The organism is Legionella quinlivanii (assembly GCF_900461555.1).
Lineage (GTDB): Bacteria > Pseudomonadota > Gammaproteobacteria > Legionellales > Legionellaceae > Legionella_C > Legionella_C quinlivanii.
Genome location: NZ_UGOX01000001.1, coordinates 2,263,921 through 2,284,793, shown reverse-complemented (window position 1 = coordinate 2,284,793; position 20,873 = coordinate 2,263,921). Strand labels below are relative to the sequence as shown.

The window sequence follows — 20,873 nt, the reverse complement described above, 5'->3', positions numbered from 1 at the left end:
TTCCTTGAATATTCTTATGAAGGCGATTGCAGTTTAGCATTAAACCTCTGGCCTCGCTATTTGATCATTTCTCCAGTTCATTAATGAGATACCATAATTTTATCATCATTTCATTTTTTACTCTGAAGCTTGCGAAACTCGACTCCTCCTTGCTGTCAGCCATATGACTTGCAAAGCGAATAACGCGTCCATCCTTTTCTATCCAGCCCACAAACCATCCATGCTGCAAGTTTAATTTATGGCTTTTGTCCGCCGATAATTGCTGTCCACTACCCGTTTTTCCATATAACTTCCAGCCGCCGACCAGCTCCTGAATAAAGAGGATTTTTTTGGTCATGGCATAGGCTTTGTCTTGCAGGGGTAATTGATGATTGATTAGCTTTTGAAGAAAGTCCACTTGTTCTGTCGGAGAAATGGCGAGAGAGCTTGATAGCCAGGCATGAGTTAAACCGTTATTTTGCCCCTTATCACCAGAAACATCCTGATTACCGTAATCGAATGCCTGCACATAAGCTTTAAAACGGGGCATGCCCAGTTGTCTTGTTAACTCTTGAGAATACCAGACGCAGGAATCTCTTATCCAGGTACTGGGATTGTGAGGGTATTTCCATACATTAAGATACAGTTCATATTCCTTTTTATAGGGCCACAGCGGATGAAGCGGATCTTTTAAAATACCTGAATCAAAGCCCATAAGACTTAATGCGATTTTAAAGGTGGATGCGGGGGCATAGCGTTGATTACAGTCCTCTCCTTCCTGTTTCAGGATCCTTTGATTTTCCTTGATCAGAAAACAGCTTCTCTGAGGTGGAAGGGAAGAACCAAAAGCTAATACAGGTAAAAGAAGCAGCAAGGCGTATTGTTTCATTATTATTTCTCTGGTTATCCCTCTGCTAATGCAGAGGGGAGGATTATCTTGTAGCGCTTACGTTCATACTTTCAATAGCAATCTCGCGAAATACGGGAGCCGCAAGTTCTCCACCATTACTCAATACCTCGCCATTCTTGGTAAAATGACCCTCTTCAACGATGACGGTAATCACATAGCGGGGTGCATTTGCAGGAATATATCCGGCAAACAGGGCGAGCTTAAGTCCTTGGGGATCTTGAGGATTTTCCAGAAGTGTTCCTGTTTTACCTGCGACTTCAATGTCTGGAATATCAGCAAGTTTGCCTGTTCCTTTCTTCACCACATTTTCAAGCATATGAGTGATAGAACTGGCGGTTTGTTCTGAAATGACGGCAGGACGTGCGGGTGAAAACAGATGGCCTTTATTCGCCAGGATGGCATAAGACTGAGTGAGCGATCCAATTGTTACCGGAATATTTTCCCCCACAGCGGTTTCTGCAAGCTGAAGGCTTTCATTTTGGCCAGATTGCCAACCGGTCTTCATGTCAAATCCAAACTGGCTTAGTTTTTCTTTAATGATCGGAGCTCCCGTTTGTTCGGTCACTTTAATCAGGCACACATTGATGGATTTCGCCAAAGCTTCTGACAGAGAGGCGGTGGTTATGCCCGGATCGCTGTCTCTAAACGTTTTTCCATTAACAGAGTAGGGTGAAGAGCAATCATAGACTTGGTTTTCTGAGCTTTTCCCTGAGTCCATTGCTGCAGCAGCAATAAAGGGTTTGATGGTAGAACCGGGTGAGAAAAGACGTGATTTCCAGCTGGGGTATCCCTTACTCTGACTTAATTCAGCAAAAGCAATCAGATTTCCCGTTCTGGCATCTGCGATTGCGACCACCGCCGATTTTGCATGGTACTGATTAATCGCTTTACTGACTTCCTTTTCTGCAATCGCCTGAATTCTTTGATCGAGCGCGGATAAGTCCATTTCTTTTATCTGCGCTGCGCTTAATGTGCCGGTGGCGGAATAGGCCACGCAGAGCGGCAGCAAGATGGAAAATACGGCAATCGCTGTTCCCGATAGCATTTTTCGGGGTCTATTGCCTGAGTATTGGTTTAACATTGAAATCCTCCTGATAATAAAAGCGGAGTCTTTATTTTCTTTGCTTAAAGCCATACCTACCGTGCAGGCAAACGCAGGAATTGATTGCATAGAATTACAAGACAAGTTTTGTACAACATGGAAAAGGCAGCGGCCATAATCAAGTGCTAAAATGTTGCGGCGGTTGACTACTTTTTCGTCACATGCGCATTCTTGTAAATCGCTTAAGATCCGCTGCCACTGAGCCATACCGGGATTGGCAAAGAAAATAATTCTTAAAACTTCAACTATATATGCCCATACGCAATCTCCGTTTCGATGATGCTGACCCTCATGAGCAATCGCAATTTTTGCGTATTTAGGAGTAGACAATAATGAAACCGGCAACACTATATAAGCTTTTCCAAACAGATTGACAGAAAAGGGGATATGGCATTGATCAGAGACTTTCACCCGCAATCTACCAGCGCTTCGATAAGGAATGGCCTCGCTTAAAAGACTGCGTAATCTAGTCCAATCCGCATATACCCAATAAGTGCGAATGGAAATAAATAAACTAAATAGCAGCAGAAACAGTTTTAGATAACTTAGCTCGCTAACCTTGGGTATCGGGGAGTCAAGAGCTGATTGGGTTAAGTCATTGCTTACAACTGGCCGCTTTATGTAGTGTTGCAGACTGTCCAGCGAGACGAGTTTTGGCAGTTTTATGTTCGGCGTTGAAGGAATGCTTTGAATTATAAGCGGCGAAATGACGCAACTGGCTAATAAAAGACGGGTGAGCTTTAGTTTAAGTGAGGGTTGCTCCGTAAGCCAGGGAAGCCGGATAAACCAGGAGCTTAATAATATCAGGCAATGAATGCTTAATACAATTTCCAAAAATAACATTATTCAATTCCTGTCAGGTTTTCATCAAGGCTTAACTGTTTTAGCGCTTTTTCAATCGCCTGAATATCTTGCTGTTGCAGTTTATTGGCAACTAGCAGACGTTGGACAAGTGCCAGGGGCTCCCCATCAAACACATTAGCGACCACATGATCCAGGCAAGTGCTTTCATATTCAGACTTTGAAACAGCCGGCATGAACACATGAGCATGAGTACTTTTCTGGCAGTTTAGAAAGCCTTTTTTCTCGAGCACCTTAAACACAGTAGCAACCGTGGTGTAGGCTAGGGATCTTTTTTTAGATAGATGTGAAACCACTTCCTTAATTGTGGTAGTCCCAAGACTCCAGATGATATTCATCAATTCAAGCTCTACTTCGGTGAGAAGGCGCTCATGAGCTATAGTCGAAGGTGTTTTTTTTGGGGACATTGATTGCTCCGAGGTTATGACTGGATTTCTACTATATTTTTAGTAGATACTACTATAAAAATAGTAGGCGGTGCAAGACCTCAGTTTCAGAGCTCAGAGAGATAAATTGGCCATAGTCTCTTCAGGGGGAGAGTAGGTTCGTTCGGATGGTCTTCTCGGCAAGGCATACATTCCCACCTCCCTCACTGCCGCAAGGCTTAACAGGGTGTTAATCGATTTTCGAAGTTTTAAGGTTTGCTCAAAGGGGTTCACTGGAATATAGGGTTTAAGCTCACATTGATTAAGGGATTGTGCTGCTAATCGATAAAGGATGGTTTTTCTGATGTCATTTACCGCCTGCATTAGTTCTGCTTTGCCTGTTTCCGGGTATTGAGGAGGAACAGTGAGAGTTTCATCATGAAGATACAATGCGAAATATAATCCTGACAGATAAGCAGAGTAAGAGGACTCTGTTTTACTGGGAGCTAATCCGTTTAGTTCCAGATCCCGGCCTAAACAATAGTAAATGCAGTCTTTTTCTCGTGAAGACTGTTTCAAATTTTCATGGTGTTGATGGCGTGTAAAGGCAGGTTTTTTTAACATTGAGGATAAAGCAATGCATAGACTCCTCAGGAGATAATAGCTCTCAAACAGCAGGGGCTGATAACTTCCCTGTAATAATCCATCGTTTTGTTCAAAAGGCGAAATGACAGTCGAAAACTCCAGGCCCTGGAAGTTTAAGCCTGCGGAGATAGTTAAAGTCTCATAAAGCATTTCTTCATAAGAGAGAAAGTTAATATAAATAGAATGCAATTCATTAGTCGGCAGTAGATTAATATCCAGCAAATTTCTCATTTTAAGGAGTTGTTGATTAATTTCTTTTATTGTCAATATGGACTTTTTAATCGTTTCAACGGGCGAGTTATACATTTTTTTGGGCATATCACTTAGTGATTTCCTGGTTTCTTCGTTAAAAAAATCACTGAATTCCTGTTCAATTTTAATTTGTTTTTCTAGAATAGAAATCATGGCCTCACTACGATAGCCGGGGAGAAGAAGTGAAAGGGCAGGATAGTCTTTTGTAGTTGCAAGTGTTCTGTTAAGTGCCTGGATTGAAGGGGATTGTGGATAGGGGAAAAGGCTTTCGGTGAGATCAAGATGATGCGGGGCAAGTTTGTGAACCGCCTTAAAAATCAATAATAACTGGCGACTACTCTGCGATGTGAAAAGCCTGGATATTTCGGCGTAATCAGGCTGATGCTGATTTAAAAAATGATAAACACCCAGTACAAAGCTTCCGAATTGCTCTGAGGATAACTGAATTGTATTCTCATTATCAAAAAATGATGCCGGTATTGTAAGCGAACATTGTCGTCCGTATTGATAATAATAGTAATTAAGCTCCTTGGAATCGCTTGCTATATCTGTAATTTTTTTCAAAGGAGACGATTGAACAGCAGGTGTTTCTTCCAGCTTTTTCTCAACCAGTTGATTGAGATATCCAACCCGGTAATATACATCCGCAACAAGAGCTTGAAAGCTTGCATACAAATAATGCCATTTCCTGGTATCTGCGGGTCGATCGAGGACAATGATTCCAAAGGGATTTTCATTAAAAATATGAAATTTTGTAACATGGTAGATAACCACATCGGACTTGTCTATAAGCCACTCATGAATTCGCTGAAAGTTGGCCTTGATGTAGCTTTTCTGGTTTTGAAACAGGGTACTATCAATCTCCATAAAATCTCTGGTAACTTTATCCAGATATTGAATTAATTGATGGGCCTTCTCAATTTGCTCCAGACGCGCTTCACCAGCTTTTCTCCAATCGTCTTCAGAAGTGTTACGGTAAAATAGGCACAATCCGGGAATAAATCCTTCAATATTCACCCTTGAATCCCGTACAAGAGCCATTAATTCAGATTCTTTCATCAGCGACTATCCTTTGCCTGCGATTGATTTCTTATTTTGTATCATAAACAAGCTTTATGACGATAGATTATTATGAATTCTGTTATCCGGGGAGCTGCAGTTTAATGGGTTAAATTAAAATGGAAAAAAAATTTAATTTCATTATACTAAGCTCGCCATAGGTTGGAACAACAGGTCATAATAATTGGAGAATTTGATGTTACAAAGAACAATAGCAAGTATCCTCTTGGTAACAGTAGTTGCCAGCACAGCCAATTCCAGTAATACACTTACCAGTATCATATTTGCCAATAAAAATTTACTAAAATCCAAAACCCAAAATGCGATTTCGATAAATTCAGAGACTAAAGCCACGAACTTCTCTGGAAACTGGATCGGTACTTGCAGTGATATTGATGGACCTGTTCCAATGGAAATAGATCAATCTGATGATTCAATTTCTCTGGATGGTCAGGAATTTCTATTTGGTGCCATGACAACCCTGGCTTCTTCAAGCAAGACTACTTATGATAATACACAATTGCGATTAACATGGAACCCAACTAAAACAAAATTAACTGCAAATGGAACCACCACTTATAGCAGTTATGATGAGAAAAATGTACTCACTTTAATTTCAGAAGCTACTTTGTCACTTAACGATAATACTTTGGTTATGAAGATTAAGTCTGTTTTATATAATAATCTGGAGTCTACAGGCGAGACCTATAAAGGATCTTGTAGTTTTACTAAAGCTTCATGATCTATGCCAATAATACCCGGAACACTCGCAGAGTGAGTGTTCCTACGTTGTGCACCTAAGCTAACCTATTAGCTTTAAACATATTTCTTAATACTATCCGATAATTTTTTCATATTCTGGCTGGCAAAATCTTCTGGCCCCACTGTTTTATCTGACCGCTCAATTAATTCAATAAAATAACCGCCCAGGTCTTTGACGATGAAAAATTGTTTTAATCCGCTGACGGGATCAGTAATGATCTCTGTGGAGGTTCTGGTAATTTTATTCTCCTCACAAATATTCCAATTCCTGGATAGATCATCCACTTTATAGGCAATATGATGAATTCCTTCGCCGAATTTGCGGTGATATTTCCTAAAGACGGTTTCTTCATTCATTCCTTGGGTAATCACACAAAAAATAGCAGGATTAGCAGGCAAAGTCAGAATATAATTGGTCATGTCATGATCAGGGTCAGCAACAGTTCCTGAATTGACATGTTTAATATACTGAAAATTGAATCCCAGCAGATTAATATGAAAATCGGCAACTTTCTCTGCATTTTCCACAATCAGCGTGTAATGATCAATTTCCCCAAGAGACAGTTTTGTGCATTTAACTGGATGATCAGGAATCATACACCTCTTCCCGAATAGATGAATTAATGAACAATTTTAAATATAGTCATACAGGCAGTAGTTTGCAAAATTTGATAGCTTATTCCTCTGGAGGAATGCTTTAAAAATTGATAAGATTCGCTCTTCAATCCGGGACAACCATTATTTCCGGTCGGATTTCCAATAACAGGATGTTTCAAATTGCTTTCTTCACTTTGGCGGTATCGTCAGCTTGTTTTTGAACTGAGCAAACGCGAATTTTCAAGTCGCTACAGGGGAACGGCAGGGGAGGTGCTTTGGGTTTTCCTGCAGCCTTTATACCTCCTTACAGTTTACACGCTGGCTTTTGCTGTAATCCTGAAAGCTCGCTGGAGTTTTTCCGGTGGAACCGCTGAATATGTGCTAATGCTGTTTTCAGGACTCATTGTCTTTAATGTATTCGCAGATTGTCTCAACAAATCCCCCTCCCTGATTTCGGGCAATAGCAATTTTGTAAAAAAAGTGGTTTTTCCTCTGGAGCTGTTATCGTTTGTGACTGTAGCCGGTGCCTTTTTCAATGCTTGTATTAGTGTAGGAGTGTGGTGCCTGGGTTATATTGTGTTATTGGGGTTTCCCAGCATAAATATACTTTTTTTTCCGCTGATTTTGCTTTGTTTTTTCCCTCTGGTTCTGGGGGTGAGCTGGCTTCTTTCTGCTTTTGGTTTGATGGTACGGGATATCAGTCAGTTAACCGCAATGTTAAGTCACAGTCTTTTATTTATGACCCCCATTTTCTATGCCAGAGAAGCCGCCCCGCCTGGGTTACAGCATGCGCTGGTATTTAATCCATTAACGTTTATCGTGGAACAGCTGCGGCTGGTGCTTTTTGGGGGACAAATGCCAATGTTTAAAAATTTACTGATTTATTTTGCACTCTCATCATTATTCGCCTGGGGAGCCTATGGATTGTTTCAGCGTCTTCGACCTGATTTTGCTGATCTGGTTTAAGCCATGAATGAGAAAGTGATTCAGGTTCAGAACCTCAGTAAATGTTATAAATTGTTTACCAATCCTCGGGCCCGATTATTAAACGCCATTTGGCCAAGACATACTCAGGGCATGGAGGCGCTTTGGGCGCTTCAAAATATCAGTTTTGAAGTTGAGCGGGGTGAGGCGGTGGCCATTATTGGCCGCAATGGCGGGGGGAAAAGCACTTTATTGGAAATTATTGCCGGGACATTAAGACCCAGCAGTGGAAGTGTCTCTGTGAAAGGGCGAGTATCCGCCTTGCTGGAATTGGGGAGCGGTTTTAATCCCGATTATTCCGGGCGTGAAAATGTGATTCTCAACGGCCTGATTCTAGGCTTATCCAGGGAGGCAATTCTTAAGCGTTTTGCTGAAATTGAGGCTTTTGCCGAGATTGGCGCTGCAATTAATCATCCTGTAAAAACCTATTCTACAGGAATGAGGATGCGTTTGGCCTTTGCCGTTCAGGTTTTAGCTGAACCCGATATCCTGATTATTGACGAAGCGCTAGCGGTGGGAGATTTTTTCTTTCAGCAGAAGTGTTTTCGCTTCATTCGGGATCTGCACCAGCGGGGAACTACTTTATTATTCGTCTCGCATGATATGAGCACCGTGCGGGATTTATGCTCGCGGACACTGTATCTGAAGCAGGGTGAGTTGCTGTATGACGGTCCTGTGAATAAGGGAATTTTATTGTTTTTTAATGAAGCGCTCGACAGCAACAGCCTTCCTGAAGCATTGGAAACTCCTGATTTGAAGGAAAACAAGACGGATGAAAAGACCATCCCCTCGCAGTTTGATATTCCCGGTAAAGAAGCTATCTGGAATACAAAAAAGGGCAATCAGGGGCGATTGCTTGCAGTCGCTTTGTATGGTGAGAAAGGGTTGCCGGCAACGACGTTTCGGCTTGGTGAAACAATGAGAATCCGCATTAAATTCATGCCGGATTCGCGTGTTGTGAATCATATTACAGTTATACTCTATGATAAATTCGGCTCGGTTAAAACCACAACAGGCAGTTTGTATCTTAATGTGATTGCCGATAATCCTCCATCCCATATCAGAGTTTTTGAACTACAAATGAAACTTATGGTAGAGGCGGGTCAGTATAGTTTAATGGTCACTCAGGGATATGAAAGAGCGAAAAATCGCGGGCAGAGGCTGGATGAAACGGATTTGCTTGGGCCTATTACAGTTAGTTGGGACTATGAAAATGAAACAGCACCTTTTCTTGGGCAGGTGGGTTTGCCTGTTTCTGCGAAGTATCTGATTTAGCTTTAAATGTGAACAAGGCAGTTATGTATAAAGTATTTATAATCGGTTTGGGTAAAAGAGGAATAGTTCATGCCGGCTTATTAAGTCTGCGGCAGGATGTGCTCATTGTGGGGGGGTATGCGCCTTCCTCATTGACCAGGCAGAATTGTCGGGAAAGCTTTCAGTTTCCTGTATTTGAAAATCTTGAGCAAGGATTACAGACTTCAGAGCCTGATATTGTATTGATTGCAACACCGCCACAGATTAGAAAGGAATTGCTTCCTGTACTATCCCGCATTGATTCGATAAATACCTTAATAGTTGAAAAACCTCTGGCTCTCTCCATTGAGGAAGGGCTTGCGATTAGCCAAAGCTGTGTCGCAAAACGCTGGAAATTATTTATTGTGCATCAATCCCGCTATTGCGAAGAATTTATCGCGATGAAAGAAGCAATTACAGCGGGCAAGCTTGGGAACATACGCCTTATACAGGCAGCCTGTTATGGGAATCTTTACCATCAGGGTTCTCATATGATTGATTTGATTCGCTGGTTTACAAATGAGCAAAAGATACAATGGGTAGATGCTACCGGAACCAATGATTTGAAGCTGCTTGGCAGTTTGCTTAAGAAACCATTCTCTCATCAACCCGATCCCCATCCGGGCGATTTGTGGTCGAGTATCACCATGCGCCTTGAGTCCGGAATTGATGCTTACTTGTCCTGTGGTCTGCTTGATGCAAACCCTCAACCGCATTTGGAGCAATGGCTTCAGCGCCGTATTAGCATTGTCGGTGAAAATGGGGTGGCTCATGCCCATTTATGTTCGCATTATGAGGAGGCGACGTTTCTTTCCCCCAAGAAGAAAACAGTTTTCACCTCTCCAGAAAAATACTTAAATTCCCTGCAACTATTCTACGATCAGATTTTGACGAAGAATAAAGTACCGAAACAGGCGCTCGAAAGTCACTTATTCACTCTCGGAGCATTGCAAGCCTCATTGATTAGTGCCAAAGAGCATAGAGTAATCAGTGTACCGCTTGATGCCGATGAGTTAATTCAACTGGACAAAAGATCTAATTTCCAAAAAAGAAAGGCAAGCGGAAAAGCGCCCCTTATTTCAGTCATATTACCAATGGAAACGCATCGGGGCATTGCTGAAGAGGCTATCCTGAGCTGGACTAAAAAACAGCGCTGTGACCCAGGTCTTTATGAGGTGATTATTGTTTTCCACAAGCATCAGCAAGAATTAGTGGAACAGATTACCGCGAAGACAGGAGCACTCCCCAATGTTGTTTGTATTGACGCCGCAAATGAAATCGAGCTTTGTCACTATGGTGCGACGCTTGCCAGAGGCGATTTTTTGTTATTCACAGAATCACACTGCATCGCTGAACCGGATGCTGTTCAACAGGCGCTGCACTTTTTTAAAGTTGAAACCTATGACGGTTTTTATCCACGTACGGAAGCCATCTGCAGAAACACTTTGTCGCAATTTGAACTTAAGTTATATAACCTTGGTGTTTCTGAATTTGAAAATCCCGATTGCTGGGCTAAAGTGACCTTGCACGCGTTTGGCATAAAGCGCGAGGTGTATTTTGCGGTGGGGGGATTTGCACATCAGTATAATCGCTTCGCTTACTGGATAATAGCTGCTGATTTTCATCAGCGGGGATATTCTTTAGGGTATGCGCCCGGAGTGGGCGTATCGCATGTCTTTGTTGACAGTTTCGCATTACTGGATCAATTTCTAAGTGAGTGTACTTCGGGCGAAGTCCTGTTCAGGCTTGCAGGTGAGCAGAAAGCCCATCATGAACGCTATTTTGGTATACCTAAAGAATGGGAAGATATTCAAAAATATAATCCTTCCCTGGCCAGGGTAGTTTTCAATAAGGCATTGGTTCTTCTTTCTGCAAAGATGAAGTCAGACCAACTGTTTTTAAGGAAAGAGGTCGGGACATTATTGTTTCATTCTTTTTTTGCAAGGCCTTATTTTTTCTGCCGTTACAATATGCCAAGACTACTATCCAAATATTGCTTTATTTTTTCCCGAAAAAAAACGCCATTTGCATGGAAAAACTTTTATAACTACTGCGAGCAAAGTTTTGTCTGGTATCGAGTTAAGTTCGCAATGGAGCAGAAGAAACTGCCAATAAAAAATAGAATCGCCAGTCAGATGCATTATTCTTTGGCAACGGTTGATGATGTATTGCTCTATGGATTCCATAATCCGGAGAATTTTCAGGGAGAGGCTTTTCGATGGAGCCAAAAAATGAGTGCGATCAGGCTCTTTTTAAACCCTGAATCGCATAGTATTCGCATTAAATTACTCAATCGGGTTCGGCTTGTTGATACCGCTTCAGAACTTGTCTTTTTTATCGATAATGACAGAATTGAGCGCTTTGAAATTAATGATCTGGGCAATGAAATTCGGCTTAGGCTTGATAAAAAATATTTTGACAGGGAAGAGGGTTACTGGTTGCTTATACTGGCAGTTCCCTGGAAAACAGAGGAAATAAAAAAAACAGGGGAAAAGCGTGTTTTGGGATTTCCAATTAAAGAAATTCAATTAGAATACCAGGCAGTTAGCAGACGGAATTTATTGAAGGAAGAGATTTGTGCCTGATAACAAATCATTGCAGGAATTTGCAAAAAAGCATGGAATTGACTGGCTCAGCCTGGAGCAAACTCTGGATGAAAACCAGGCATTAAAAAAGCTGGTTGAAGAGCAGGACAAGCTGATTCACGAGCAATGGGCTTTCATTAATTCCTCCTACAGAATCTACTGTCCATTCTGGATTAAGCGCATGAAAATCCGGATATTGGAAATATTAAGACCCCGATTGGGTAATCTGAATCAATATGCCCCCCGCCCGCTTAGTAAAATCAATCGGCCTCCAGCTATACCCATTAATAAACCCTTACGTATTTCACTGGTTACGCCTTCCTATGAACAGGGACAATTTATAGAGCAAACTATCTTAAGTGTCCTCGAACAAAACTATCCTAATCTTGAATATGTTATTCAGGATGGCGGCTCAAAAGATGAAACACTGAGCATACTGAAACAATACAATAATAAGCTCAGCGACTGGGTGTCCAAACCGGATAAGGGCCAAACTCAGGCCATCAATCTTGGATTTGCAAAGACCGACGGCGATATCATGGCTTACCTCAACTCGGATGATTTGCTTTTACCAGGCACCCTTGCCTATGTCAGTCATTATTTTCAGACTCATCCAGAGGTGGATGTGGTTTATGGAAATCGACTGCTGATTGATGAAAAAGGGTTGGAAATCGGGCGTTGGATATTGCCGGGCCATAATGAACGTGTTTTATCCTGGGCTGATTTTGTGCCTCAGGAAACCTTATTCTGGCGGCGAGAAATCTGGGAAAAAGCGGGGGGGCAGCTTGATGAGTCCTTCCGTTTTGCAATGGATTGGGATTTATTGATTCGGTTTAAAGAGGCTGGTGCCCGGTTTGCCCATGTGCCTTTTTTTATGGGGGCTTTTCGAGTTCACGAGCAGCAGAAAACTTCATCATTAATCAATGAGACAGGGTTTAAAGAGATGAGCCGGATCCGCTCTGGTTTACTGGGCTATACCCCGACTCAGAGGCAAATTAGAAGGGCGATATCATCATTTATACTGCAGCACATTGCGGTAGACATGATGTATCGGATAAAGAGCAGAAGCTCTGTATTTATAAAGAAATGGATGTGATCGTGCCAAGCTATGACAGTAACCCAATTAGCAAGACTGACAGTATATATATCGCCGGCCATCGAGGCATGGTGGGTGCGGCACTGATACGCCGTTTAACCGCAGCGGGATATACCAATCTGATAACCCGCACTCATTCGGAACTGGATCTGACTGAGCAAATGGCGGTGACCGAGTTTCTCAAATATACAAAGCCGGCTTACATTTTTTTGGCAGCAGCGCGTGTGGGTGGAATCCACGCGAACAATACTTACAGGGCTGAATTTATCTATGAGAATCTGATGATTGCTACCAACCTTATCCATGCAGCCAAGATAGCAGGTGTCGAGCGTATGCTCTTTTTTGGTTCAAGCTGTATTTACCCGCGTGATTGCCCGCAGCCCATGAAAGAAGACTATTTGCTAAGTGGAGTGCTTGAACCAACCAACGAACCCTATGCGCTTGCCAAAATTGCAGGCCTTAAACTGTGTGAGAATTATAACCGGCAATATGGTACGCAGTTCATCTCGGTAATGCCGGCAAATCTTTACGGGCCCAATGATAATTATCATCCTGATAACAGCCATGTGCTTCCTGCACTGATTCGCAGAACCCATGAAGCGAAACAGCGTGGAGATAAAGAGTTGCTTGTCTGGGGCTCAGGTAAACCACTGCGTGAATTTTTGTATGTAGATGATTTGGCCGATGCCTGCGTATTTTTAATGGAATCAGCAGTCAATGAAGGAATTTTTAATGTGGGGACTGGCAGTGTCTGTTCTATCCGGGAACTGGCCGAGATTGTAATGGAGGCAGTAGGTTTTGAAGGAACAATAGTATTCGATAGTTCCAGGCCTGATGGAACACCCTGCAAGTTATTAGATACCGGAAAATTGCATGCATTGGGCTGGTCTGCCCGAACCATTCTAACCGATGGAATCAGGAAAGCTTACGGTGATTTTCTAATGATGAATATCCGATCATGAGTTTGAAACCTTTAATAACCATTGTGGTCCCTTCCTACAATCAGGGCTGTTTTCTGAACGATGCCCTGGCTTCCATTTTTAAGCAGAATCTTCCTGTTGAAGTATTTGTTATGGACGGGGGCTCAACCGATTGTACGCCCGAGATTATCGATCAATGGAAAAATTATCTAAGTGGATGGCGTATCGCCCGCGATGAAGGACAGGCTCAGGCCATCAATGAAGGGATTTCGCGGGGCAAGGCTCCGTATGTGTGCTGGCTAAACAGCGATGACTGGTTTTTGGCAAATAGTCTGCATTTGTTGTTAAATGCGCTTGAATCGGCTCCTGAAAAACCAGCCGCTTATGGGCGCTCATGGAATGTGTCTGAAAAGTCAGGGCGAAGAAAGCCCGTCTGGGTGGAAGCTTTTTTTGAGGATCGTCTGGCATCCCGTTGTATTATTTCTCAACCGGCCAGCTTAATCAGGCGAAGCGCATGGGAAGCTGTCGGCGGGGTAGATGAAAGCCTTCATATGGCGATGGATTATGATTTGTGGTGGCGTTTGTTTAAATTAGGCGGCCCTCTGCTATTCATCGATGAGTTTATCGCTGTAAATCGCATTCATTCAGCTACTAAAACACGCCGCCTGCGTCGCTTACATTATCAGGAGGCCATACAGACAGTAAATAAATATTATGGTCGTGTGCCCTGGAAGTGGTGGTTAGCCCAACCCTATGCGGTATGGTATAAATTGATGTTAAGCAAAATGAGCTGATGAGCGAAATTCATCCCTTGCTCCTGTGACTAAACCCAATAGGTATCTACACATCACCTCTATGCCCTGCGGCTTGTCACTGAGAGATGGTCATAAAATTTAACCATCCTATAAGAGCCTACCTATCCCTAAGAGCTTACGTACCCCTAAGAGCCTACGTACCCCGCTTTATGCGGGGTATCCATAAAATTGGTAGCGAGTTTAAAAATGCTTTTTCCAATCAGACGCATTGCCTCGATCCCTCGGGACGTAGAAGATAAGAGTAGACTGTGTTATAGACAATCACCCTGTGTGGTGTTGCTACATATCGTACTGGTGGGTTCACGGGATCCAGAATAACTGCGCAATATTAAGACACATCCTAATAATTTCTTAATAATCCAGTGATACTATCTTTCACACATTCACTCATTGATAACTCTTTATGCCAAAAAATGCCTATATCATGGGAATGGGGCCTGCAGGACTGGCTGCAGCTCTTAGCTTATTAACCAAAGGTTATTCGGTTCATTTGATTGACTCCAGGCGAGAAGATCAATTGTTTAGCCGTAGTCAGGGAGTGGTTTTACAAGAGCAAACTATTGCTGACTTCTTTAATTTAAGTTCGCTTAAAAATAAAGCATACTTTTTAGATCAGAGGGATTTTAGATGCCAGTTAATTGCGCCGCAAAAGCTTCCCGAGCTTAACGAAGAAGAGCGTCTTGATCTGGCTTTTTTTGAGCTTATTGAAAAAGAGCGTACGGTGATTGCTATCGGTGATTTGCAACGCTATCAATATGAAAAGCTACAATTGATTTATGCGAAGAAAGCGTATTCTTTTAAAAGAAATACAATTCAGTTTTCAGACGATCAGCAATTGGTTTTTCATAAAGGAGATGCTCAGGTTATCGAGGCCAGAGGGAAGGATCAGGAGTTGGTCCTTGAAATCGATGGCAAGCAGCAGAGCGTTCATTTTGACCTGCTGGTTGATGCGTCGGGAAAAACCGCTAAATCCTATACACGGGTTTGGAATAGACAAAATCCTGAGTTTGCGATTTCCTATGAGCCAATAGAGAATCCTGAATATAATGCTTTTGGTATTATCAGTTTAGCCATTGAGAATGCTCCTTTTGAGATGATGCGTACCCCGGTAATGACCCCATTTGATTCCAGTATTATTTTATCTCCGGAGCAGATCTTTGAACTAAAATCTTTAGGCTGGAAGCTTGATCGTTCCCCCGTATTCTTTATAAAGTATTCAAAGCAGTCTGAAACCGTTTATGCTACTGGTGAAGTGCCTGAGGAAATTTTACAAAGTAAGGACACCGGGGAACTAAAAAAATGGTTTGACCGCATTATGAAGTTATTAATGAAGAATGAAAAATTCAAAACCAGAGCCTTAACCCTGTCTTCAGTGTTCAAAATGGATCTCGAAATTGCCAGTCACCATGCGATGAGTCTTCCTAAGGGAGGATTTTATTGCCTGATAGGGGATGCGTTTATGCCTGCCAATTTTCTACTGGGATGCGGAATAGAGAATGCTCTGGAGGATGCGGCTGAGCTATTTAATGGAGTGGAAAACCAGTTTGCCGAGCAGGGGGATTATCGGAAGGAGCGTGCTGAGGACTATGTTGAGTGCCTTGAGCATTTTAAATCCCTGGTTGACCACAGAGAAAAAATCTCGCTTCTTCAATATGAATTACAGCAGTTAAGCACTCAAACTGTCCCTTAAATTCTTATGTGAGGCAGCGCAGTAGTCACTTAAACCTGCACTGCCATTAAGTTACGAAAATTATGTCTTTCCCGCACAGGTGTTGTTCGTGAAAAAAACCATTCAATCAAACTGTTGTCTTTGCGAGCGTTAGCGAAGCAATCCAGACCAAAGCTTGAGCAGGGGTATGAGTTGGATTGCTTCGCTAATGCTCGCAATGACAGCCTTTTGCACACACCTATTTTCATTTACGCAACAATGCCGCGCGGGGAGGACAGTTTAATCTAACCCTGCGCCGCTTTTTTCCCATGAGCTATAATTAACTCACATTCCACGGCTGATAATCCATTATACATATGGGGGTTAGGATGACTATTACACGAGCCGATTTCTATAAAGCATCTCCTGAAGCACTTAAAGCGATGTTGAATCTTGAGCGATTTGTGAATGAATCCGGATTGGACAAGCGCTTGCTTGAGTTGCTGAAACTGCGAGTTTCTCAAATCAATGGCTGCGTATTCTGTGTTGATATGCATTGTGTTGATGCGTTAAAAGCAGGGGAAACGCAAAGACGTCTGAATGCTGTTGCGGTATGGCATGAAGCGCCATTCTTTACAGAGCTCGAACGTGCGGCACTAGCTTGGGCTGAGGCAATTACTTTATTATCTGAAACTCATGCACCTGATGAAGTCTATGAGGAGTTACTGAAGCATTTCAGCGAGAAAGAAGCAGTTGATTTGACGGTTGCTATCATCACCATTAACGGCTGGAATCGACTTGCGGTAGGCTTTCGCAAACTACCTGCAAACTAGTTATTAAAGCAGCACTTTCGCGAGAGGAGTAAGTTGGGCCTTGGCCCAACATTAAGTTCTGAAGTGGCTCGTGCTGTTCGCATTAAGTCGAAGCCAGATAATTACTGGCTTCTCCCGGGCGTTTCAAATCCCTTCAAAGAGTGATTGATTGTATCTTCAACTTTCCGCATGGTTCGATTACCCTGTGCCTGCCAGAACATCGGTGACCTGCCTGTAATCAGAGAATAAGCACCTAAAACTGCCAAGCCAGGAAGCACGCCGGTAAGCGCTATCGCCAGGATTTTCAGCGAATTTGAGGCAAAACGTGTCCAGGGACCGTCACGATGTGATGAAAGCATCTCTTTATTTTCTTTAGTGAGTTGCGCTTGATATTTTTTCATTCTATCCACGGCTAAAGGGGTTCCTATATCATCATTTAGTATTGCTCTCAAATTGGTTACTATTTGCTTTTTCTGTTCCGCAATCGGATCTTTTTTGTTTTTGAGATGCTCCAGATACTCATCGATGAGAGGTAAGAGTTCATCGTGAATGGTATTCAGGCATTTTCTTTGGGTGTCACTGTTTAAATCCTTGAGCAATTCAGCACGTTTAGCTTCATCTTCTAAGGACTGACTTGCCCGCGCCCGAACAAGCTCTTCCTCAAGTGCGGTTTTCGCAATTTCTAATCGCCCGATTTCGTTTCTATTCGCCTCATTTTGTTCAGCCGCTTGATTCAACTCTGCCGCCAGGCGTGAGTTCTCAGCACTCAATTGAGCGATTTGTCGCTCCGCCGATTCTTTCGCATGGGCTGATTGATTGTGTAAATCGCTATTTTCAGACTTTAAAGCTTCAATTTCACGAGCCGCCGCTTGCTGGAGTCTTCGTGTCTCGTCCATTGCATGACTTTTCGCTTCAATTTCAGCACGTAATTTTGCATTTTCTTCTGCCAGGCTTTGGTTCTGCTCATCTAACTCATTGCGGGTCTTTGTAATGACTCCCAGTTGAGACTTTAGTTCCAGATTTTCGTTGACGGCAGCAGACAGTTGCCTGTCTTTTGCCTGGGCTTCCATTACCATCTCGAATTGCTGGGCAACGGCCTCGCTTTTCTCCCGCTTTAACACAGCAACCTGATCCTGGAGTTTCTCATTGCTTGCCTGAAGTCTTTCATTGTCTGCAAGTAATGCCTGAATGTGTTCCTTCATCCCTTTAAATTTGGATAATGTCGATAACAATTCTTTATTCTGTACATCCAGCTTTTCTTTTTCAGAAGATAAGACATCTATTTTTTTGGTATAAACTGCTATTTCTTGTCGAAGACTTTCAACAGTTTTTTGCAAATCAGCATTTTCAACAGTTAATCCCTCTTTTTCTTGAGTCCGAGCTTCAAGCTGATTTTGTAAAGACGCTGTTTTCAGTTGAAAATCGTCTATTTGAGCTGTCAAAGCCTGCATCAACAGCAGTGAAGCTGCATTTTTAGATTCCAGAGCTTTCACTTGTTCTTCTGCGTGAATCCTGGCCTGAGATAAACGCTCGTTTATTTCTGCCATGTTTTCATTCTTAAGAAGAAGCTCAGCAAGCGTTTCTTCCAACAGGTGATATTCACCCTTGATTTTTTCAATTGAAGGAAACTCGTCTATTCCTGCAAGAATTCTGAAGCATCTCACTTGTTTAGCGAATTCTGAGGCATCGCCTGGTGCTGGCAAATGTCGGGCAGCACAATCACATAATGCATTCAAATTGAGTTGAAGCTCATGCAAGTATTCATCGGTAGGTAATATCTCAACCGCTTTGAGATCCCTCTGGAAATTAATCAGTTTTTCAAAGAGTAATTCAAAGTCAGACCAGCTTGGTTCGGTATCGAAATATTTGCTTAATAACTCGGAATCAATAGAGTTAATTGCTTCGGCGTTTTCTCCTGATAAACCATAAATCGCTATGATATCGCCTTTAATTAATGGCCAAAGCAATGCAATGGTTTCTGGATAATCTGAATCCTTGACTCCACTTACGTGTTCTTCCAATGCGGCAAAAAAGCGTTTGTCCTCTTCACTATTAATTTCTTTGGTATCCGCATTCTTTTTAACAATTGAAAAGGCTATTTTTTTAAAGCCATTTACCAATTTGTCATGCTTGGAGGTCTCAATGGTAGCCACAATGTTCTGAAGTTCGTGTTCGAGATTTTGCTGATATTGAGCAAATGTTTTAACTAGAGACGACTTCGCATCCTCTTTAACTTCTTCCAGCAATTTGGACAACTCACTGTGTTTATTCTGCGCGGAACTGCTTGCTGCTTTTGCGGCATTAGCAGCCACTGCGCCCACTGGAACAGGTTCTGAAGATTGACTTTCTTCGCTCTTCTTTAAGCTAATTAATGTTTCTTCAAATTGATTAAATGCGCCCACAATCGCCTGATAAAGGGTCCATCGAGTGGCGGGATCTAATCCAGCGGATAAATAGCTCTGGCTGATTTTTTCAACGACCGCAGAAAATCCTTCCTTAATCATTTTCTGGCCTGATTCAGTTGCCAGTAAATTAGCAACTGTGGAAGGCATATCAGCCGGCTTTTCAGCAGGGATTAGATTAGTCCAACTCTCGGTCATCGACGAAGAAACGGACAGGTCGACTGGGGTTGCTTTTAATTCTTTATCTGGCTTGGCTATTGCGGCTAAGAATCCTGATACCAAAGTCAGTGTGGCCTGAGTCAGGAGATGGTCAATAGACGAGGTGGCATCGATACCAAAATCCTTGAACAATTTTTCTCGGGCAATATTGGCATGTTCTTCATTAACAAAGCCTGACACAGGTGGAATAACAGTGGATAATGGGACGTATTTACCATCCTGTAAGGCTTCGCGATATTTTTTATTGCGCTTGCCAAGCCAGGCATAATTGGTATTGTTAAATACCTTGTAAGCGAGTTCATTATTCTGAATTTTGTAATAAGAACGATACGTGGCAGGAACCAGGCATTCAGAATTAATTACTGTTTCAATTGGCTCCCCTTCGGTCTGTTTCGTGGAAAGCAGAGGATGGTCTTTATCGGTGAGCTTATGTTTATTAAGAGAGCGAATTACTCGGTTAAGCAAGCCTTTTTCCGGCGCAGTTGCAAAACTGTTCATGTCGAACTGCACTTGATTATCATTTAAAAACCGAAGCAGTTTTAAAAATACTAATTTGTGAGCTTGTTTTGCATTGGCATTGCCTTCACCTGATTTACGCGGTACAGCCGGAACAGGCGTACCTGTCTGGTCACAGTTATTTCCTGAAGAGCCGGTGCCGTGATGTCCCGGAATCGTAATGGCGGAAAACTTTGCGCCTTCGTGAACAGGCGCTTTAGGGAGGATGGGTGTAAATCCCCAGCTCATTTCGTTTTCGTAATAAACTATTTCTGCCTGATCAACGATCTCAGGAAGAGGCTGATAAAATAACTTGTCATCCCATCCGTAAATGGGAACATCGCCAGGAACGGGATCAAGAACAAAAATACTTAATTTAAGATCGATTGTTTGCTTTTGCTCATAAACGGCTTTTAATTGTGGAAAGACTTCCTGCTGAAGTTTTTTAGTAATAGTGGCATTGGCTAAAAAAGGACCAACAACCGGATCGGCTTTAAGCAGGGTAATGAATTGTTCGTAATTGGAACCTTTATTCTGATTGAACAGGTTCTTAATCGCATTCATGTAGTGAGTGAGCAGGACGGTTTCTACCCCGCCTCGGCTATGAGAAAGAATAGCAGCTCGGTCGTCACCGCGAAGAATGGCTTTGAGAAGGGATTCCATCTGTCGGGCGATACGGCTATAAACGGCCTTACCCAAGGTATCGGGACCGATGATAACTTCTATTTTATCAGAGACATAGGGGCTTTCATCATCACGATGAACACCGTTTGAATCGACTAATTGACCAGCGACGCTTAAGGCTTCACCATCAGGATAACTAACGGGATCTTCTTCGGGAGTCGGGGTATACTTAGTATCTGTGCCGAGGTTAACGAGTACAAATACCTTCTCTTTTTTCTCTTTCATGTTATCACCTACAACAAAACTGCGAATCCTTTTATTTACAGAAACATAATTCCATTTAGTCAGATTAATAGTTGAATTATACGTGGTTAAACTTAACGTATTCTTAAAGAATCGATATTTTTTAAGTGCTAAATCATGCTAAAATCCCTCTCAGAGGAGAGGG

The 20,873-nt window shown here is 42.4% G+C and carries 15 protein-coding genes; 9 read left to right on the top strand and 6 right to left on the bottom strand.

Annotation, left to right across the window (positions count from 1 at the left end):
* Nucleotides 1-64: 64 nt before the first annotated feature.
* The 4 genes from blaOXA to DYH61_RS09695 form a co-directional block, all read right to left on the bottom strand.
* Complete coding sequence (blaOXA, locus tag DYH61_RS09710; protein WP_058508761.1) at nucleotides 65-868, bottom strand: class D beta-lactamase; 804 nt, start codon at nucleotides 866-868, stop codon at nucleotides 65-67.
* 43 nt (nucleotides 869-911) lie between these two features.
* Complete coding sequence (locus DYH61_RS09705; RefSeq protein WP_058508762.1) at nucleotides 912-2,834, bottom strand: M56 family metallopeptidase; 1,923 nt, start codon at nucleotides 2,832-2,834, stop codon at nucleotides 912-914.
* Nucleotides 2,834-3,259, bottom strand: coding sequence for a BlaI/MecI/CopY family transcriptional regulator (locus DYH61_RS09700; RefSeq protein ID WP_058508763.1), 426 nt, complete (start codon nucleotides 3,257-3,259; stop codon nucleotides 2,834-2,836). The genes DYH61_RS09705 and DYH61_RS09700 overlap by 1 nt, the downstream gene beginning before the upstream one ends.
* A gap of 93 nt (nucleotides 3,260-3,352) precedes the next feature.
* Nucleotides 3,353-5,173, bottom strand: a complete 1,821-nt coding sequence (locus DYH61_RS09695; protein ID WP_058508764.1) for a hypothetical protein — start codon at nucleotides 5,171-5,173, stop codon at nucleotides 3,353-3,355.
* Nucleotides 5,174-5,369: 196 nt separating this feature from the next.
* Between DYH61_RS09695 and DYH61_RS09690 the strand changes: the two genes are divergently transcribed.
* Nucleotides 5,370-5,915, top strand: a complete 546-nt coding sequence (locus tag DYH61_RS09690; protein WP_058508765.1) for a hypothetical protein — start codon at nucleotides 5,370-5,372, stop codon at nucleotides 5,913-5,915.
* A 74-nt stretch (nucleotides 5,916-5,989) separates the two neighbouring features.
* Here the strand turns inward: DYH61_RS09690 and DYH61_RS09685 are convergent, their stop codons facing one another.
* Nucleotides 5,990-6,532: a VOC family protein gene (locus DYH61_RS09685; protein WP_058508766.1), complete on the bottom strand. Its 543-nt coding sequence runs from the start codon at nucleotides 6,530-6,532 to the stop codon at nucleotides 5,990-5,992.
* Nucleotides 6,533-6,712: 180 nt separating this feature from the next.
* Here DYH61_RS09685 and DYH61_RS09680 point away from each other — a divergent pair, with 180 nt between their 5' ends.
* The 8 genes from DYH61_RS09680 to DYH61_RS09645 all read left to right on the top strand — a co-directional run bounded on the left by DYH61_RS09680 (nucleotide 6,713) and on the right by DYH61_RS09645 (nucleotide 16,706).
* Entirely contained in the window at nucleotides 6,713-7,498 is a 786-nt protein-coding gene (locus DYH61_RS09680; protein ID WP_058508767.1) for an ABC transporter permease, read from the top strand.
* A 3-nt stretch (nucleotides 7,499-7,501) separates the two neighbouring features.
* Nucleotides 7,502-8,791: an ABC transporter ATP-binding protein gene (locus DYH61_RS09675; RefSeq protein ID WP_058508768.1), complete on the top strand. Its 1,290-nt coding sequence runs from the start codon at nucleotides 7,502-7,504 to the stop codon at nucleotides 8,789-8,791.
* 23 nt (nucleotides 8,792-8,814) lie between these two features.
* On the top strand, nucleotides 8,815-11,394 hold the full coding sequence (locus tag DYH61_RS09670) for a Gfo/Idh/MocA family oxidoreductase (protein ID WP_058508769.1): 2,580 nt from the start codon (nucleotides 8,815-8,817) through the stop codon (nucleotides 11,392-11,394).
* Nucleotides 11,387-12,490, top strand: coding sequence for a glycosyltransferase family 2 protein (locus tag DYH61_RS09665; RefSeq protein ID WP_103989303.1), 1,104 nt, complete (start codon nucleotides 11,387-11,389; stop codon nucleotides 12,488-12,490). Before DYH61_RS09670 ends, DYH61_RS09665 begins: the two co-directional genes overlap by 8 nt.
* A gap of 2 nt (nucleotides 12,491-12,492) precedes the next feature.
* Nucleotides 12,493-13,452: a GDP-L-fucose synthase family protein gene (locus tag DYH61_RS09660; protein WP_407927364.1), complete on the top strand. Its 960-nt coding sequence runs from the start codon at nucleotides 12,493-12,495 to the stop codon at nucleotides 13,450-13,452.
* Complete coding sequence (locus tag DYH61_RS09655) at nucleotides 13,449-14,204, top strand: glycosyltransferase family 2 protein (protein ID WP_058508770.1); 756 nt, start codon at nucleotides 13,449-13,451, stop codon at nucleotides 14,202-14,204. The genes DYH61_RS09660 and DYH61_RS09655 overlap by 4 nt, the downstream gene beginning before the upstream one ends.
* Before the next feature lie 424 nt (nucleotides 14,205-14,628).
* Nucleotides 14,629-15,915: a hypothetical protein gene (locus DYH61_RS09650; protein WP_058508771.1), complete on the top strand. Its 1,287-nt coding sequence runs from the start codon at nucleotides 14,629-14,631 to the stop codon at nucleotides 15,913-15,915.
* Between the two features lie 347 nt (nucleotides 15,916-16,262).
* On the top strand, nucleotides 16,263-16,706 hold the full coding sequence (locus DYH61_RS09645) for a carboxymuconolactone decarboxylase family protein (protein WP_058508772.1): 444 nt from the start codon (nucleotides 16,263-16,265) through the stop codon (nucleotides 16,704-16,706).
* Nucleotides 16,707-16,807: 101 nt separating this feature from the next.
* Here the strand turns inward: DYH61_RS09645 and DYH61_RS09640 are convergent, their stop codons facing one another.
* Nucleotides 16,808-20,710: a coiled-coil domain-containing protein gene (locus DYH61_RS09640; protein WP_058508773.1), complete on the bottom strand. Its 3,903-nt coding sequence runs from the start codon at nucleotides 20,708-20,710 to the stop codon at nucleotides 16,808-16,810.
* Between the last annotated feature and the right edge of the window lie 163 nt (nucleotides 20,711-20,873).